The organism is Polynucleobacter sp. 86C-FISCH (assembly GCF_018882415.1).
Classification (GTDB): domain Bacteria; phylum Pseudomonadota; class Gammaproteobacteria; order Burkholderiales; family Burkholderiaceae; genus Polynucleobacter.
Map to the genome: position 1 here is coordinate 1,038,227 of NZ_JACVOL010000001.1, position 17,052 is coordinate 1,055,278.

The following is a 17,052-nucleotide window of genomic DNA, read 5'->3' on the forward strand; positions in this document are numbered from 1 at the left end:
ATTGCCTGTAAAGTTTAGGTATGAGCAATTCTCAAAGCACTTTTACACCCGTTCAAAATCTGCAGGCTGGTTCATGGCTTGATGCTGTGACGTGGAATGAGCAAGGTTTAGTTCCAGCAATCGCACAAGAGGTCGGTAGCAAAGATATCTTGATGATGGCTTGGATGAACCGCGATGCTCTTCTGGAAACATTGCGTTTGGGCGAGGCAGTCTACTGGACACGCTCAAGGCAGAAGTTATGGCACAAAGGTGAAGAGTCTGGCCACACTCAAAAGGTAAAAGAAATTCGTCTGGATTGTGATGGCGACACGATTTTGCTATTGGTTGAGCAAAAAGATGGCATTGCTTGCCATACAGGGGAACATAGCTGCTTCTTTTTGCAGTGGGACTCTGCAAAAGCCGCTTGGGTTGATGAGTCCAAGAGTAAGAAGTAATAACAAAGACCTTCTTACAAAAGACATAAAATGATCCTATGACTAGTTCTGCAAACAAACCCTCTAATTTGGACTCAGCATTAGCCCATTTGGCTGATGTGGTCGATCAACGTCGTGATGCGTTTAAGGCAGGCCAAGCAGATCCCAAAACCTCCTATACCGCCTTACTCTTTTCGAAGGGTGATGATGGAATTTTGAAGAAGATTGGCGAGGAAGCGACTGAAGCGGTCATGGCTGCCAAGGATGTGCGTAACTCTAATTTGGCGCCTGACCAGCAAAAGTTGCTAGTGGGTGAGATGGCTGATTTATGGTTTCACTGCCTAATTGCTCTGTCTCAATTCAATTTGCGTCCAGAAGATGTTATCGCCGAGCTTGATCGTCGTCTGGGAACTTCGGGTATTGAAGAGAAGGCGGCCAGAAAAGCTGCCGGCAAAGAGTAATCACGAAATACTCTGAAATAACTACGGAATCAGCATGTCACACGATCCAAATTGCCTGTTTTGCAAGATTTCACAAGGTTTAATCCCCTCCCAGAAGGTTTATGAGGATGAGGAAATCTACGCTTTTAAAGATATTAATCCGGCAGCGCCTATCCATTTTTTGATGATTCCTAAAAAACATATACCCATGTTGGAGTCTTCGGAAAGCGCAGATATCCCTTTGCTGGGTAGAATGATGGAATTAGCGCCCCGTCTTGCCAAAGAACAGGGTTGCCGTCCTGGTAAGGATGGCGGCTTTAGATTGATGGTGAATAATGGCGCGGATGGTGGGCAGGAGGTTTATCACTTGCACTTGCATGTGATGGGCGGTCCCCGCCCCTGGAAAAAATAATCCAAGGAGATTAAAGATGGGTTCATTTAGCATTTGGCATTGGTTAATTGTTTTGGTGATCGTGATGTTGGTATTCGGTACCAAGAAATTGCGCAACATCGGTCAAGACTTGGGTGGTGCTGTTAAGGGTTTTAAAGATGGTATGAAGCCAGGCGAAGAACCTAAAGAGCAAATCCAGCAAACTGCTGCCGCAACAGAAAAGACTGTTGATGTTCAAGCAAAAGACGTAAACAAGTAATTAATGCACGATAGAAACTCATGCTGCATTTAAATAATTGCGTTAAATGATTGATCTCGGAGTTTCAAAGCTTGCGCTGATTGCTGTAGTTGCTTTGGTCGTAGTTGGACCAGAGCGCTTGCCAAAAGTTGCTCGTATGGCAGGTAATTTGTTTGGGCGTGCACAACGCTATATGGCTGATGTTAAATCTGAAGTCAACCGTCAGATGGAAGTAGAAGAGTTTAAAAAGTTTCGAGAAGAAACTACTGCCACTCTCAAAGAAGTTGAAAATAGCATTGGTTCGACTGTTCAAGAGGCGGGTGCTAACTTAAGCGATCAAGCCGATATCTTTGAGACCAACTTTGAAAAGCCGCCGCTTGATGAAAAAGAGGTCCTTCGCAAAAGCAAGCGCCAAGGCCGTAATAGCTGGGGAGTACGCCGTGCTGCAAGGCCGGTTTGGTTTAAGCGATCTGCGGGTATTCGTACTCGCGTGCAATCTGGCGCAGCCAGAATGAAGCGCTTTCATCACAGCGCTAGCAAATAAAAATAATACTGAAAAGCAAAAGAATAAAAACATCAACGCATGACTGATAAGAATTCAACTGAAGACTCGGGATTACAAGAAACATTTCTATCCCACTTATTTGAATTACGTGATCGCGTAATTAAATCGGCGATTGCAATTATTGTCGTCTTCGTATGTTTGGTTTATTGGGCGCCTGATATTTTTCATTTGTTTGCGCAGCCTTTGCTTGAGTCATTACCAGCAGGCGGCAAGATGATAGTGACCGATGTTACTGGTTCCTTCTTTGTGCCGATGAAGGTAACCATGCTGGTTGCTTTCTTGATTGCATTGCCTGTAGTGATGTATCAACTCTGGGCTTTCATAGCGCCTGGTCTCTATCTGCATGAAAGAAAACTCATTCTGCCTTTGGTGGTGAGTAGCTATAGCCTATTTATTTTTGGCATGGCTTTTGCCTATTTCTTGGTATTCCCAACCGTATTTAACTTTATGGCTAGCTACAACGCGCCATTGGGTGCTGAGATGTCTACTGACATCGATAAATACCTTGGCTTTGCTATGAATACCTTTTTGGCTTTTGGTATTACTTTTGAGGTGCCTGTAGTGGTAGTTGTTTTGGTACGCATGGGTATGGTGCCTTTAGCAAAGCTGAGAGAGATTCGTCCTTACGTGATTGTGGGCGCTTTTGTGATCTCAGCAGTTGTGACTCCTCCAGACGTTCTTTCGCAACTGCTTCTAGCGGTACCGATGACTCTCCTCTATGAATTAGGGCTATTTATTGCGCGCTTCTATGTGCCCAAGCCATCAGAGGATGAGGTTAAGGCAGAGGGTTCTGCAGCTTAATTGGCTTCTGCATCGACGACCTGATTTGCAAAGGTCGTCTTTAACCAGTCTGTAACGCGATCAAAGCGATAACGCCTTTGACGAAGATTGCCTTCAAGATCCATTTCTGTACCGGCAAAGGCTTTGCCAGCTGCTAGTAGGGCTCGGCGTTGCTGAATGGTTTCGATCTGAATCAATCTCGGCAATATCTTTGGTAGTTCCCAGCGAATATCCACAACTACGCAATGTTCGTGTTGTAGTTGTCCAACTTCGCATAACAATAGTTCTGCTTTGCTGAAATTAAATTGATTGGCAATGATGATGCGATGACAAAGTAGTAGCCAGTCTTCGTCGAGCTTGTGCTCGGCATGATGATTTAGTGCTTGCTCAGCGTATCGCGCCAACTCAAACCACTCATTCTTTTTAGGATTTGGACAACTCTCCAAAATTTTGCTGAGCAATTCCTTTGCCTCTGCTACGCCTTGCTGTTGGGCTTGCCAAACCCAGTAAGAAGCCTGTAACCCACGAACTTTTTCTTCTGACTTTTCACGCTTACGCCAAAGATTGGCGCCTTTGCGAAGTTGTGCTTGAGCGTGACCAAGGTCAGCAGCGCGATCAAAGCAGCGATCACTTTCCGCAGCGTTGTATCCAGAAAATTGTGGGCGCCGATAAATTTCACCGAGTGCATACCAAGCATCTCGATCACCATCCTTAGCAGCAAGCTCTAACCAATGCGCTGCTTTCTTAAGGGAGGCATTGGATTTAGTTTCCGCTACTTCAACTCTGTCATCTAGTTGCGCAAGACGTAAACCCAAAGTTAGCTTAGCAATGGTTAAGCCAAGTTCAGCTGCTCGAGTTAAGGCATCCTCATTTTGCTCATCTAGCCAAACTTTCCACAAAGAGGAGAGCGCTTCATTTTTGGGTTGGAGTTTGATGAGTAATTCTTTTGCATTCACTGCAAAAGTAGAGCTGCCTTCCGCTAGTTCAGTTAAATATTGCTTAGCAATTTTTTGAAGGCTGCCAACATCTAAGCCAGAAATCTTCTCAACCGAAGTAATGGCGCTCGCTTTTTTAAGCCAATCAGAAAGTTGCGGCTGAATTTCTTGATGTTGTGGATTGACTAATAAGTTGACGAGTTGCCATTTGGCTGCAGAGGAGCGTTCTAAGTCTTCATTGGACTCAGCAAGCCTCCAAAAAGAATCCCAGCCAAAGCCAAATGCAGGTGAATTAAAGGTTTCGACCAGTGGAATGCTGGCAACTTGCGTTAAGACCTTAAAAATTTCAGCGCTACTTGAGCTTTGATTCTCAAGTGTCTGATTTGTAATGGAAAAATAGGATTTTTCTAGCCAAATCAATGCGTTAGCAGGCTGAATGGGGGTTTTAAATGCCCCAGTTAAGTAGGCTTGAGCAAGATTTTGTTGTGCAGAAACATCACCCAATCGGGCTGAACTCAGGATTTTTAAGAATTCGCGGCTTGCCATATGACAATTTTGGCATCTAGAGCCCATAAAAGACAGAAAAGAGGGGTCTTGTTGCCGAGATACAACGAAGAAAGCCAAAAAACTACCTTTTGACAAGCAAAAAGAGCTCCTAAATACCCTGACCCCCAGTCTAGTGGTGCAAAAGAAGCAAAATTCGTAGGTCCCAGTTTTATTTGGGCATTACTTTTAATTTTTGGAGATTTAAAGAATGAAAAAATCGCTATTAGCAATCGCAGCAATCGGTGCATTTGCATCTGCTGCTCAAGCTCAGTCCAGCGTAACCGTTTACGGTATCTTGGACGTTGGTTACATCGGTGAGAACACACGTGCTTCTACATCTGCTAACCGTACTACAGCACCTACAACAGCCAACGGCTCATTGAAGTCTACTGGTAACCAATTCGGTCAGTCTGCTGAGCAGTCAAGCCGTTTAGGTTTTAAAGGTACTGAAGATTTAGGTGGCGGTACTTCAGCATTGTTCACAGTTGAAGTTGATTTGGCTCCTTCTACTGGTACTACAGTAATGCCTGGTTCTACACGTCAAGCATTCGTTGGTTTGAAAAAGAATGGTCTTGGTATGGGTGCAGTTGGTACTCAGTACACAGGTATTCACAATGCTGTAGCTGCTACTGACCCAGGTCAAACAAACAACATGATGGGTAACGTTATTTACCCACGTGCTTCTGGTAGCGCAGCTGCTCCTACTGCTGATAGCGCAACTAGCGGTACAACAGTTTCTTACACTGTACGTACAGCTAACACATTGACTTTGCAATCTGACAACTTTGCTGGCTTTAGCGCTGGTGCAATGTTGGTAGCAAATAACAGAAACGATACACAAACAACAACTACTGTTGGTAACACAACCACTACTACTGGTGGCTTGACTAACCAAAATGGTTGGGGCTTGAATGCTAACTACACACTGCAAAAATTCTATGTAACTGCTGCTTACCAAGCATTTACATCTAAGAATGACAACGCTACTGTTGTAACAACTACAGCAGCAAACGGTGCTACTGTTACTTCACCAACTCCAGCTATTTGGAGCGCAGCAACTGGTGGCTCTAACATCAGAGATAACCAGTTCTACGCTGGTGCAACTTATGACTTCGGTATCTTGAAGGCATACGCTCAATACGTAGCTCGTAAAGCTTCTGTTCAACAAAACAGCGGCAACTACATCAAGCGTAACGCTGAGCAGATCGGTGTTCGTAGCTACATCACTCCAACAATCGAAGGTTGGGCAAGCATCGGTATGGGTAAAGGTAACGAGTTTGGCGTTGGTGCTCCAACAGTTAACTTTAACGGCTGGCAGTTGGGTTCTAACTACTACTTGAGCAAGCGTACTAACTTGTATGCTATCTACGGTCAGACTCAAACTTCTAACGGTACTGTTGGTAACGGTGCTGCAGCAGTTTCTACTAGCTACGGCGGTAGCAACTACGCTGTTGGCGTACGTCACACTTTCTAATTTGACGCTAGCGTAAGCTAGTTAAAAATTAGTAATGCATTAAATTACCCGCTGTGGAAACACAGCGGGTTTTTTTCTTTGGATTTTGATTAATCGTAGAATGGTCATGTGCCAATAGTTTTATAGGACTCCCAATGAAAATTCCAGCAATACGCGCTGCCTTTGTATGCGCATGCATTCTTTCTGTGCCCGCTCTTTACGCAGCCTCTCCGACTCTGGACAAAATCAAATCCTCTGGCAACATCACTATGGGCGTTCGTGAGTCGTCTATTCCAATGTCCTACACGACTGGAGACAGTCGCTTTGATGGCTATCACGTTGAGATTTGCCGCATGATTTTGGGTGACATTAAAGACAAGTTGGGTTTGAATGCGCTTCGCATTAACTATCAACCGGTGACCTCTCAAAACCGCGTACCCTTAATGCAGAATGGCACCATTGATATCGAATGCGGCACCACCACTAACAACGCTGCCCGTGTTAAAGACGTCGGTTTCGCTAATACCTTGTATGTAGAAGAGGTGCGGATTGCTGTGAAGTCAAACTCGGGTATTAATTCTATTTCTCAACTAGCAGGGAAAAAAGTAGCCACTACTACTGGTACGACATCAGTGCAGTTGCTGCGTAAACATGAAAAAGCCAATGGCGTAAATTTTGATGAAGTCTTTGGTAAAGATCATGCAGATAGCTTCTTGTTGCTTGAGTCTGGCCGTGCCGATGCCTTTGTGATGGATAGCTCTATATTGGCCGGCAATATCGCTAATTCCAAAAATCCAAAGGATTACAAGATTGTTGGTGAGGTATTAAGCACAGAGCCTATTGCGATTATGGTTCGTAAGGATGATCCAGAGTTCAAGGCTGCAGTAAATGAGGCAATCGCCAAGATTGTGAAGAATGGCAATATGCCTAAGCTGTGGAATAAATGGTTCTTATCGCCTATTCCGCCGAAGAACATCGTGGTTGGTCTTGAGTTGTCTCCTGCCACTAAAAATGCCTGGGCCAATCTGAATGACAAGCCCGCTGAAGATTATCAAAAGAAATAATTTATGGCTTTAGATTTAGGTGTTTTTTGTAAAAGCACCTTGGATGGAGATGTGGTCGACCACTGCATCTCTTCAATTTTCGGCCTAGGTCAGAACGCAGATCCTAGTTATCTCGATTGGCTCGTAAAAGCCTGGGGATGGACCTTGGCGGTTGCAGGCTTGAGCTTGGCTATTGCGCTGCTGATTGGTGTCGTTATGGGTACCTTACGCACTTTGCCTGAGACGGGCTCATTAAATAAATGGCTCATCCGTTTATCTACGGCTTGGGTCGAGCTTTTTAGAAACATTCCCATTCTTGTGCAGGTATTTCTTTGGTATCACGTCATCCCTGCATTTGTTTTGCCCTTGAAGGCGCTGCCGTCCTATTGGTTAGTTAGCATTGCTTTAGGTTTTTTTACTTCCGCACGAATTGCTGAACAAGTTAGAGCGGGTATTCAGGCTCTGCCAAGCGGCCAGCGCATGGCTGCTACTGCTTTGGGTTTAACAACCACTCAAAGTTATCGTTACGTCATCTTGCCTATGGCTTTGCGGATTGTGATCCCGCCATTAACTTCTGAGAGCATGAATCTCATTAAAAATTCATCGGTTGCATTCGCAGTTTCAGTGCCGGAGCTCACGCTATTTGCGATGCAGGCGCAGGAAGAAACCTCACATGGTGTCGAAATCTATTTGGCCGTAACTTTGCTATACGCTTCTTCAGCATTTGCGGTGAATCGTTTAATGGCTCTGATAGAAAAGAGGTCGCGCATTCCGGGTTTCATCACCCAGGCAAGTGAAGCGGGAGTGGCTCACTAAATGTTTGAACTCGACCTGAGCTTCTATAACTGGGAGTTGTTCACAAACTATATTTTGAAGGGCTTGCTCTTCAGTGTGCAGTTAACGGTGATTGCTACTATTGGTGGTATTGTTGTTGGCACTATCTTGGCCTTAATGCGTTTATCGGGCAAGTCTGTCTTGGTTTATCCCGCTACGTTTTATGTCAACACTATGCGCTCAATTCCACTGGTAATGGTGATCCTGTGGTTCTTTTTATTGATCCCGATGCTGATTGGTCGTCCTATAGGCGCAGACCTCTCGGCAACCATTACTTTCATCGCATTTGAGGCGGCCTTTTTTTCTGAAATTGTTCGAGCTGGAATTCAGTCGGTACCAAGAGGTCAGGCTTATGCGGCAGAAGCCTTGGGTATGACCTATGGTCAAAATATGCGATTCATTGTGTTGCCACAAGCCTTTAGAAACATGATTCCAGTTTTCATGACGCAAACAATTATTTTGTTTCAAGATACCTCACTCGTTTATGCAATCGGAGCATATGACTTACTGAAGGGTTTCGAAATCGCCGGCAAAAATTATGGCCGGCCCATTGAAACTTATGTCTTGGCTGCCATTACTTATTTTGTAATTTGCTTTTCACTTTCAAAAGCGGTTCGTAAGATTCAAGCTAAAGTTGCCATCATCCGCTAAACACTTCTGAGCCATTAAAAAATCATGATTGAACTTCGCAATGTATCGAAATGGTACGGATCCTTCCAGGTATTAAGTGATTGCAGTACCTCTATCCAGAAGGGTGAGGTGGTAGTTATTTGCGGGCCTTCAGGCTCAGGCAAATCCACTCTGATTAAAACCATCAATGCTTTAGAGCCGTTTCAAAAAGGTGAGATTGTGGTCGATGGGATAAGTATTCATGATCCAAAAACTAACCTGCCTCAACTTCGTGCTCGTGTTGGCATGGTGTTTCAGCATTTTGAGCTTTTCCCACATTTGAGTGTTACGGAGAACTTAACGCTGGCACAGATGAAGGTCTTGGGGCGCACAGCTGACGAAGCTAATCAGCATGGTCTTAAATATTTAGAGCGTGTCGGACTGCTTGCTCAGAAAGACAAATTTCCAGGGCAGCTGTCTGGTGGTCAGCAACAGCGTGTTGCGATTGCTAGAGCCTTGAGCATGGATCCGATTGTGATGTTGTTTGATGAGCCTACTTCTGCATTAGATCCCGAGATGGTCGGTGAAGTATTGGATGTTATGGTCAAGCTAGCAAATGAAGGTATGACCATGTGTTGCGTTACCCACGAGATGGGCTTTGCTAAAAAGGTGAGTCATCGTGTGATCTTCATGGATCAGGGGCGGATTGTTGAAGATTGCAGCAAAGAAGAATTCTTTGCCAATCCAGAGCTGCGCTCACCAAGGGCTAAAGAGTTCTTATCCAAAATTTTGGTGAGTTAAGTGCGTAGCCCTCACTGCAAATATAACTAGCTTTTACTGCGTCATCTTTTTGGGTTTTGGTCGTTTCCCAGTTTGTACCGTTAACTCAAGCTCTTTATCTTTGCGAAGAATTTTGAGCTTTGCATCATTGCCTGGAGCAATCTGTGCAATTTGATTTAAAAGCTGCCTGACGTCTTTGGTGGGATTGCCGTTGACGGTGATTAGTACGTCACCCGGTTTGACCCCACCCTTCGCCGCAGGACCCCCCTCAAGCACTCCTGAGAGCAATACGCCTTGAGTCCTGGCAGGTAAGCCCAGAGACTCCAGGAGCTCTTTAGAGAGGTTTTGTGGCTCAACCCCAATCCAGCCTCTAGTAACGCTGCCATTGGTCAGAATCGACTCCATGACCTGTTTGGCGAGGTTTACGGGAATGGCAAATCCAATGCCCATGGAGCCACCATTATTTGAGTAAATCGCTGTGTTGATGCCAATAAGGTTCCCGCGGGTATCAATTAATGCACCACCAGAATTTCCCGGGTTGATTGCAGCATCCGTTTGAATAAAGTTTTCAAAGGTATTAATGCCAACATGATCTCGGCCTAGTGCAGAAACAATTCCAGAGGTAACGGTTTGACCAACCCCAAATGGATTGCCGATAGCAAGCACTACATCACCAATATGCACCGACTCAACTTTGCCAAGCGTAATTGGAGCGGGCAATTGTTTTGCTTCTATTTTTAATACGGCAATATCGGTTTCAGGATCGCTACCAATAACTTGAGCTTTCACTTTTCTGCCATCTGATAAAGCGACATCTATTTCATCTGCATCACTAATCACATGATGATTGGTGAGGATGTAACCTTCAGGACTTACCAGTACACCAGAGCCTAAACTTGAGCTAGGCTCTTCCTCAGGCGGTTGGTCTCCAAAGAAAAATTTAAATAGTGGGTCAGCCGAATTCGGGCTGGCGCCTTTACGGGCCTTGGGTTTGCCGCTTCCTTTGCTCGTAAAAATATTGACTACCGCAGGCATTGAGCGCTTTACTGCATCGTGATAAGAGCCTGGGCTTAGCTGGCCATCGTAGTCACTCTCCTTGAGTGATGCGGTGTTTACCAAAGAAGCAACCCTTGACTCTGAAAGCCATTCTGGTTTTAGGGTGGCAACAACAAATAAAGCTGCCAACATCACAGTGACAGCTTGCGCAAAGACGAGCCAATATTTTTGGAGAGAGTAATTCATGGAAAGGTGTTTTGGATATAAGTCTGTTTAATGAGAAAAATTATTTCTTTCCGCACACTTTGCTTTCCATAAATCCTATTTAATAAATTTATTTTTTTAGACTATCGCGAATCTCGCGAAGCAAAACCACATCTTCTGGAACGGGTGGCGGCGGCAGTGCATCCATGATGCGAATCTTGTTAACCACCTTAACCATTTGAAAGATGACAAAGGCCAAAAGAATGAAATTGATCGAAATGGTGATGAAGTTGCCATAGGCAAAAATTGGCACTCCGGCCTTTTTGAGGGCGTCAAAGGTTCTAGGAACACCCTCTGGGATGCGGCCAAGGACGATAAAAAGGTTTGTAAAGTCGATATGGCCCCCTAAAAGGCTTGAAATCACCGGCATAACGATGTCATTTACCAGGGAATCGACGATTTTCCCGAAAGCCCCGCCAATAATCACGCCGACCGCCAAATCAACTACATTGCCTTTTACGGCAAAGTCCCGAAATTCCTTTAAAACGCTCATAAATGCCTTCCTTTTAACTTAGATCCAGATTAACCCGAGATTAACCCCATAACTTTCTTGCTTACCCCACTTTTTACTTTAAAATCCTATCTTTAAGCAATTTCCACCCATAAATACCCTTTTTAGGAATTTTGTAAATGAGTGACAAGCCCTGTATGGACAAGGATCGCCGCAACTGGCTGATCGCCACATCGGCGGTTGGTGGCGTAGGTGCAGCCGCAGCCCTTTACCCTTTTGTGGACAGTTTTGAGCCTTCCGAGCGTGCTAAAGCCGCTGGCGCAGCTGTTGAAATCGATATCGCTGGTATGCAGCCAGACGAGATGAGAATGGTTGAATGGCGCGGTAAGCCAGTTTGGGTAGTGCGTCGCACCCCTGAGCAGGTTGCTGAGTTATCCAAGATTGATGGCGAATTAGCTGATCCAGATTCATTGCGTGATCCAGCTCAATTTACACCTCCTTATGCCCAAAATCAGTGGCGTTCTATTAAGCCTGAGTACCTTGTGGTTGTTGGAATTTGTACGCACTTGGGATGCTCTCCTACAGCTAAATTCGAATCAGGTGCCCAGCCTTCCTTGCCAAATAATTGGCCAGGTGGCTTCCTTTGCCCATGTCATGGTTCTACTTTCGATATGGCAGGCCGCGTATTCAAAAACAAACCAGCCCCAGACAACATGGAAGTACCGCCACATATGTACCTGAGCGATACCAAGATTCTGGTTGGCGAAGATAAGAAGGCCTAAGGAGAGATAAATGGCATTTCACGAAAAAGAAGTTCCTGCAGACGCGTCAGCCGCAGTAAAGCTAATGGCATGGGTTGACTCACGTTTGCCTGTTACAGACGCATTTAAGCGTCACATGAGTGAGTACTATGCTCCTAAGAACCTGAATTTTTTCTACATCTTTGGCGCATTAGCGATCGTTGTTTTAGCAATTCAAATCATTACCGGCATTTTCTTGGTAATGAACTACAAACCAGATGCAGCTAAAGCATTTGAGTCTGTTGAATACATCATGCGCGAAGTACCATGGGGTTGGTTGATTCGCTACATGCACTCAACTGGCGCCTCGATGTTCTTTGTCGTGGTTTACATGCATATGTTCCGTGGTTTGATCTACGGTTCCTATCGCAAGCCACGTGAATTGATTTGGATTTTCGGTTGCGCAATTTTCTTATGCTTGATGGGCGAGGCGTTCTTCGGTTACTTGCTCCCATGGGGTCAAATGTCCTATTGGGGTGCTCAAGTGATTGTGAACTTGTTCTCCGCAATCCCACTCATTGGCCCAGATCTATCTTTATGGTTGCGTGGTGACTATGTTGTTGGTGATGCCACCCTCAACCGTTTCTTCGCATTCCACGTCATTGCAATTCCATTGGTATTGATTGGCTTAGTTGCAGCACACATTCTTGCTTTGCATGAAGTTGGTTCAAACAATCCTGATGGCGTAGAAATTAAAGAGAACTTGGATGCTAACGGTCACCCAGTTGACGGTATTCCATTCCACCCTTACTACAGCGTTCATGACGTAATGTACTTGGGTGGATTCCTGATGGTATTTGCTTGCATCGTGTTCTTTGCACCGGAGATGGGCGGATACTTCTTGGAAGCGAATAACTTCATTCCAGCGAATCCATTTGTCACTCCGACACACATTGCACCAGTTTGGTATTTCACGCCGTTCTACTCTATGTTGCGTGCAACCACTACTAACTTCTTATTGCCGTTGTGGATCTTCTTGGCCATCATTCTTGGAATGTTTGCCAGAAGTTCAAGCGATAAAAAAGTGAAGGGCGCTTGTGCAGCAATTGCAGTGGTATTGGCTGCAGGCTTCTATTTCTTTGATGCTAAGTTCTGGGGTGTTGTGATCATGGGCGGTTCTGTTGTGATCATGTTCTTCTTGCCTTGGCTTGATAAGTCACCAGTGAAATCCATTCGCTATCGCCCACAGTTTCATAAATATATCTATGGTGTATTTATCGTTAGCTTTGTAATCTTGGGTTACTTGGGTATCGAGCCACCATCACCAGTATTTGAAAAGATTTCTCAGATTTGTACGATTTATTATCTGGGCTTTTTCTTGGCAATGCCTTTCTGGAGCAAGCTTGGTACATTCAAGCCAGTTCCGACGCGCGTTACTTTTGAATCCCATTAATTCAGACACCAAAGAGAAACTAGGAACTAGCATGAAACGAATTCTGCAAACTTTGATGGGCGTCTGCCAAGCAACAGTATTGGTTGCCGCCCTCGGCTTTGGTGTTACTGCCAATGCAAGTGAAGGAGGCTTTCCTTTAGACAAAGCCCCTGATCGCGTAAGTAGCAATGCCTCATTACAAAACGGCGCAAAGATTTTTGTGAACTATTGCTTAAATTGCCATTCAGCAACCAGCATGCGTTACAACCGCTTGCGTGATATCGGCTTGACTGACCAGCAAATTAAAGACAATTTGATTTTGACGGACGCTAAGGTTGGCGATTTAATGACCATTTCCATGACGCCTAAAGAAGGTAAAGCATGGTTTGGCAAGACTCCACCAGATTTATCTGTTGAAGCTCGTGCACGTGGTATTGATTGGCTTTACACCTACTTCCGTACTTTCTACAAAGATGACACTACCCAAACTGGGTGGAACAATTTGGTATATCCAAACGTTGGTATGCCACATGTTCTCTGGCAATTACAAGGTGAGCGTGCTGCGAAGTTTGAGGAGCGTAAAGATCCTCATGACGAAAGCAGAATGGAGAAAGTATTTGTAGGCTTTGAACAGTTAACACCAGGCACCATGAAGTCGCAGGAGTACGACGACAATATGGCCGACTTGGTTGCCTTCATGTCATGGATGGCTGAGCCAGTCCAGTTAGAGCGCAAACGCCTTGGCGTCATCGTGCTCTTGTTCTTGGCAATCTTCACAATCTTGGCTTGGCGCTTGAACAAAGCTTATTGGAAAGATATTCATTAATTGAATGTGATAGACCCTTCGGGGTCTATTAGCGACAAGATTTAACGCTGTTGTGCGTTTGTTGTATTGAAGTAGAAATTTAAGGAAATAAATTTATGATGGTGTTGTACTCGGGTACTAACTGCCCATTCTCGCAACGCTGCCGTTTGGTGCTTTTTGAAAAAGGCATGGATTTTGAAATCCGCGATGTTGACTTGTTTAATAAGCCAGAAGACATCTCTGTAATGAACCCATATGGCCAAGTTCCTATCTTGGTTGAGCGCGATTTAATTTTGTATGAATCAAACATCATCAATGAATATATTGATGAGCGTTTTCCTCATCCGCAATTGATGCCGCCTGATCCTGTTGCACGTGCACGTGCTCGCCTCTTCCTCTTTAATTTTGAGAAGGAGCTATTTGTGCATGTGGCTGCTTTGGAGAACGAAAAAGGTAAGGCTGCTGAGAAAGTTCATGAAAAAGCGCGTTTAGCGATTCGTGATCGTTTAACTCAACTTGCACCTATTTTTGTAAAAAACAAGTACATGTTGGGTGATGAGTTCTCAATGCTAGACGTTGCAATTGCGCCTTTGTTATGGCGTCTTGAGCACTATGGCATCGATCTTTCTCGTAATGCTGCTGCTCTCTTGAAATACGCTGAGCGTATTTTCAGCAGGCCTGCATACATTGAAGCTTTGACTCCTTCTGAGAAGGTAATGCGCCGCTAAGCAGTTTCAGCGGTTCATTAACAGTCAGTATGTCTGACGTCCCAAGCAATAAACCCTATTTAATCCGTGCTCTACATCAGTGGTGCACGGATTTTGGTTTTACACCCTTCATCGCTGTATTTGTTGATGCTAGGGTGGAAGTGCCGATGGAGTTTGTGAAGAATGATGAGATCGTTCTGAATCTCTCCTTAGAGGCCTGTCACCAGCTGCAGATGGAAAACGACTGGATCAGTTTCCAGGCGCGATTTGGTGGGGTTCCACGGAAGATCCTGGTACCCGTCAGTCATGTATTGGCAATCTACGCCAGGGAGAATGGACAGGGGATGTCTTTCCCATTTGACCCAGCTCAGGCCAGAGATTTACATATCGCAGATTCTGATGATGGGGCCCCAGAAAAGCCTAAATCGACAAGACCTTCCTTGAAGATTGTGAAATAGGCTAAAATATATCCCGTTGCCCCTTTAGCTCATCTGGTAGAGCAACTGATTTGTAATCAGTAGGTGGTCTGTTCGAGTCGGACAAGGGGCACCAAAAATACAAAAAGGATTTACAGCCTACCGCTGTAAATCCTTTTTCATTTGTATAGATAAATAATTCTATTACTAGTGATTGCAGTTCGCCACCAATTGATCTTAGATCAAAAAGAATGCGACCCCTACCATTTATATTTATCGGAAAAAAATAGAGAGCCCTTAGTTGTTAGGTGCTGATAGTCTCTATATGTCCATTCCTGGTTTCCGTTAATAGGAAAGTTTCCATTTACAAACTCTCTGGTATCAAATACCTTGATTGCCGTTTCTTTTCTCAGGCGATCAATTGTTTCATCATACTTCGTAAAGTTATCTTGGAATTGAATGTTCTTTTCCGAGCAGCCTGTATCAATTTTTAAAAGATTGGCATAGAAACATTGTTTGATATGCGTGCCGGTGTTGATTGTGAGATTTGGTAAGTCATAGATAAGAACAACCTCTTTGCCGGATGCAGATAGCGCATTGACCGTTTTCACAAGGGAGTCAGTAAGGAGTGCTTGCTCACTCGAGCTATCCAGTTTTCCGCTGAGATCAACGAGTTTGGCGGTTGGCAAAGCATATTCATTATGGTGATAGGCAAGAAAAACAGTTTTAATGTCTTTGTCTTTTAAAACGTACTCAAAGATGGGCTGCATTTTTTTGTAACAGTTTAGGTAGCCATTCGGCCCCACTTCGGCTCGATCAAGGCCCATGAATGGACCGCATGCACCATAGCCCAGATTAATTAGATTGCCATGGCGAGATTTATAAAACTCACTTAAACCTTTGAAGAAATGGTTGGCATGAGAATCTCCAATAATGGCTGCAGTGGGCTTATTGGATTCATCCGACAAAACGCAATACTGCTCACTAGGGTATTTCGCCTTACAAGTCTCTGTATTGTTCTCAGAAGGACTCCATTGAAGGCTAGCAATATCTTTTTCGATTTGGGGAAAGCGAGAGGAAACTCCATTGAGTTTAAAAATCGCCAAGCCCATTAATCCAACAGCAATCAATCCAAGCGCAAGTTTAATTGGACCAATGATTGGATTTATTCTGTGGCGTATAGGCCTCTCGATGAACTGATAAGTGCCCCAGGCTAATACGATCGATATAACAATCAACCCGCCCAGTAAAAATTCTGGGGGATGGGGGCCGTAAAAAATTCTGGCAAATGAAAATAGTGGCCAGTGCCACAAGTACAAGGGAAAGCTAATCAATCCAATCCAAACCAGAAATTTCTTGGAGAGAATGTTTCTATTAACCCACGCTTCTGGTCCAGAGAGAATAAGGAGAAAGGCGCCTAGAGTAGGCATGAGTGCCCACCAGCCTGGGAACTGGCGGGATTTGTTGAGTAACGCCAGTCCAGCAACGATCAGTGCGAAGCCGATGATAGATAGTGCTGTGGGACTGATAAAGCGAAGCTTGAATGAGTCTGACTGGAGACTCAACCTATAAGCTAAAAAAGCACCAAGCAGAAGCTCCCAGAATCGGGTTAAAGGGTTGTAAAAAACGGCAATAGATTCTTTTTGGATAAGAAAAATATTGCACAGAAAGCTTGATATAAAAATCAATACTATGGCTTTCAGAATCCAGGTTTTTCTGAGTTTCCATAGAAGCCATATTGCTACTGGCCAAAAAAGATAAAACTGTTCTTCAATGCTTAGGGACCATAGGTGAAGCAGTGGCTTGGTTTCTGCTGCGGTATCAAAGTAACCACTTTCTCTCCATAGTAAAAAATTGGAGATAAATATGGCGCCCCGCCACGTATGATTTCCCAGAGATTGGAAGTCATCCGATAGAAGGGTAAACCAAGCGATTGCAAGGGTACATAAAAGAACAAGAATCAGTGCCGGAAAGATTCTTTTGATGCGTTTGGTATAAAAATCTTTAAAGCTAAAATTCTGATTTGAAACTCCATCCAGGATGATGGAGCTAATTAAAAATCCCGAAATTACAAAAAATATATCCACCCCAATAAACCCGCCGGGAAAAATTTCTGGGAAAGCATGAAAGAGTACGACCGGAATGATTGCGAGGGCACGCAGCCCATCAATGTCCGGTCTATATGTGGATGATTTCAATCTAATATCTATAAGG

At 44.4% G+C, this 17,052-nt stretch carries 20 protein-coding genes and 1 tRNA gene; 17 read left to right on the forward strand and 4 right to left on the reverse strand.

Going from position 1 to position 17,052, the window contains the following annotated elements; all coding sequences use genetic code 11:
* Window positions 1–20: 20 nt before the first annotated feature.
* Genes hisI through tatC form a run of 6 tightly spaced genes read left to right on the forward strand, consistent with a single transcriptional unit; the run spans window position 21 to window position 2,848 of the window.
* The gene (hisI, locus tag ICN10_RS05190; RefSeq protein ID WP_216213307.1) at window positions 21–434 is read left to right on the forward strand and encodes a phosphoribosyl-AMP cyclohydrolase; all 414 of its coding nucleotides are present in this window, start codon (window positions 21–23) and stop codon (window positions 432–434) included.
* 38 nt (window positions 435–472) lie between these two features.
* The gene (locus ICN10_RS05195; protein WP_216213310.1) at window positions 473–874 is read left to right on the forward strand and encodes a phosphoribosyl-ATP diphosphatase; all 402 of its coding nucleotides are present in this window, start codon (window positions 473–475) and stop codon (window positions 872–874) included.
* Between the two features lie 34 nt (window positions 875–908).
* Window positions 909–1,265: a histidine triad nucleotide-binding protein gene (locus ICN10_RS05200; protein WP_216213313.1), complete on the forward strand. Its 357-nt coding sequence runs from the start codon at window positions 909–911 to the stop codon at window positions 1,263–1,265.
* 16 nt (window positions 1,266–1,281) lie between these two features.
* Entirely contained in the window at window positions 1,282–1,503 is a 222-nt protein-coding gene (tatA, locus tag ICN10_RS05205; RefSeq protein WP_216213316.1) for a Sec-independent protein translocase subunit TatA, read from the forward strand.
* A gap of 46 nt (window positions 1,504–1,549) precedes the next feature.
* Window positions 1,550–2,026, forward strand: coding sequence for a Sec-independent protein translocase protein TatB (tatB, locus tag ICN10_RS05210; RefSeq protein ID WP_216213317.1), 477 nt, complete (start codon window positions 1,550–1,552; stop codon window positions 2,024–2,026).
* A gap of 39 nt (window positions 2,027–2,065) precedes the next feature.
* Window positions 2,066–2,848: a twin-arginine translocase subunit TatC gene (tatC, locus tag ICN10_RS05215; protein WP_216213320.1), complete on the forward strand. Its 783-nt coding sequence runs from the start codon at window positions 2,066–2,068 to the stop codon at window positions 2,846–2,848.
* On the opposite strand, the gene ICN10_RS05220 is transcribed toward tatC, so the two are convergent.
* On the reverse strand, window positions 2,845–4,308 hold the full coding sequence (locus ICN10_RS05220) for a tetratricopeptide repeat protein (RefSeq protein ID WP_216213324.1): 1,464 nt from the start codon (window positions 4,306–4,308) through the stop codon (window positions 2,845–2,847). The two genes, tatC and ICN10_RS05220, sit on opposite strands and share 4 nt — an antisense overlap.
* 208 nt (window positions 4,309–4,516) lie before the next feature.
* On the opposite strand from ICN10_RS05220, the gene ICN10_RS05225 reads away from it, so the two are divergent.
* From ICN10_RS05225 to ICN10_RS05245, 5 genes are all read left to right on the forward strand, one after another.
* Complete coding sequence (locus tag ICN10_RS05225; RefSeq protein WP_216213328.1) at window positions 4,517–5,782, forward strand: porin; 1,266 nt, start codon at window positions 4,517–4,519, stop codon at window positions 5,780–5,782.
* 134 nt (window positions 5,783–5,916) lie between these two features.
* On the forward strand, window positions 5,917–6,825 hold the full coding sequence (locus ICN10_RS05230) for an amino acid ABC transporter substrate-binding protein (RefSeq protein ID WP_216213332.1): 909 nt from the start codon (window positions 5,917–5,919) through the stop codon (window positions 6,823–6,825).
* A gap of 3 nt (window positions 6,826–6,828) precedes the next feature.
* Window positions 6,829–7,620: an amino acid ABC transporter permease gene (locus ICN10_RS05235; RefSeq protein ID WP_216213335.1), complete on the forward strand. Its 792-nt coding sequence runs from the start codon at window positions 6,829–6,831 to the stop codon at window positions 7,618–7,620.
* Complete coding sequence (locus ICN10_RS05240) at window positions 7,621–8,289, forward strand: amino acid ABC transporter permease (protein WP_216213338.1); 669 nt, start codon at window positions 7,621–7,623, stop codon at window positions 8,287–8,289. It begins immediately after the preceding gene.
* Window positions 8,290–8,313: 24 nt separating this feature from the next.
* Window positions 8,314–9,048, forward strand: coding sequence for an amino acid ABC transporter ATP-binding protein (locus tag ICN10_RS05245; RefSeq protein ID WP_216213341.1), 735 nt, complete (start codon window positions 8,314–8,316; stop codon window positions 9,046–9,048).
* A 33-nt stretch (window positions 9,049–9,081) separates the two neighbouring features.
* Here the strand turns inward: ICN10_RS05245 and ICN10_RS05250 are convergent, their stop codons facing one another.
* Window positions 9,082–10,269, reverse strand: a complete 1,188-nt coding sequence (locus ICN10_RS05250; RefSeq protein ID WP_216213354.1) for a Do family serine endopeptidase — start codon at window positions 10,267–10,269, stop codon at window positions 9,082–9,084.
* An 88-nt stretch (window positions 10,270–10,357) separates the two neighbouring features.
* Window positions 10,358–10,780 carry a large conductance mechanosensitive channel protein MscL gene (mscL, locus tag ICN10_RS05255; RefSeq protein WP_216213356.1) on the reverse strand — a complete coding sequence of 141 codons (423 nt, stop codon included), beginning with the start codon at window positions 10,778–10,780 and terminating at the stop codon, window positions 10,358–10,360.
* A 137-nt stretch (window positions 10,781–10,917) separates the two neighbouring features.
* Here mscL and petA point away from each other — a divergent pair, with 137 nt between their 5' ends.
* From petA to ICN10_RS05285, 6 genes are all read left to right on the forward strand, one after another.
* Window positions 10,918–11,520, forward strand: coding sequence for a ubiquinol-cytochrome c reductase iron-sulfur subunit (gene petA, locus ICN10_RS05260; RefSeq protein WP_068320216.1), 603 nt, complete (start codon window positions 10,918–10,920; stop codon window positions 11,518–11,520).
* Between the two features lie 10 nt (window positions 11,521–11,530).
* Window positions 11,531–12,931 (forward strand): cytochrome bc complex cytochrome b subunit, encoded by a 1,401-nt coding sequence (locus tag ICN10_RS05265; RefSeq protein ID WP_068320219.1) that lies wholly within the window; start codon window positions 11,531–11,533, stop codon window positions 12,929–12,931.
* A 31-nt stretch (window positions 12,932–12,962) separates the two neighbouring features.
* Entirely contained in the window at window positions 12,963–13,736 is a 774-nt protein-coding gene (locus tag ICN10_RS05270; protein WP_370626195.1) for a cytochrome c1, read from the forward strand.
* Window positions 13,737–13,831: 95 nt separating this feature from the next.
* On the forward strand, window positions 13,832–14,443 hold the full coding sequence (locus tag ICN10_RS05275) for a glutathione S-transferase N-terminal domain-containing protein (RefSeq protein ID WP_068320223.1): 612 nt from the start codon (window positions 13,832–13,834) through the stop codon (window positions 14,441–14,443).
* 29 nt (window positions 14,444–14,472) lie between these two features.
* Entirely contained in the window at window positions 14,473–14,880 is a 408-nt protein-coding gene (locus ICN10_RS05280) for a ClpXP protease specificity-enhancing factor (protein ID WP_216213358.1), read from the forward strand.
* Window positions 14,881–14,898: 18 nt separating this feature from the next.
* A tRNA-Thr gene (locus tag ICN10_RS05285) sits at window positions 14,899–14,974 on the forward strand.
* A 124-nt stretch (window positions 14,975–15,098) separates the two neighbouring features.
* Here the strand turns inward: ICN10_RS05285 and ICN10_RS05290 are convergent.
* Window positions 15,099–17,036, reverse strand: a complete 1,938-nt coding sequence (locus ICN10_RS05290; protein WP_216213360.1) for an acyltransferase family protein — start codon at window positions 17,034–17,036, stop codon at window positions 15,099–15,101.
* Between the last annotated feature and the right edge of the window lie 16 nt (window positions 17,037–17,052).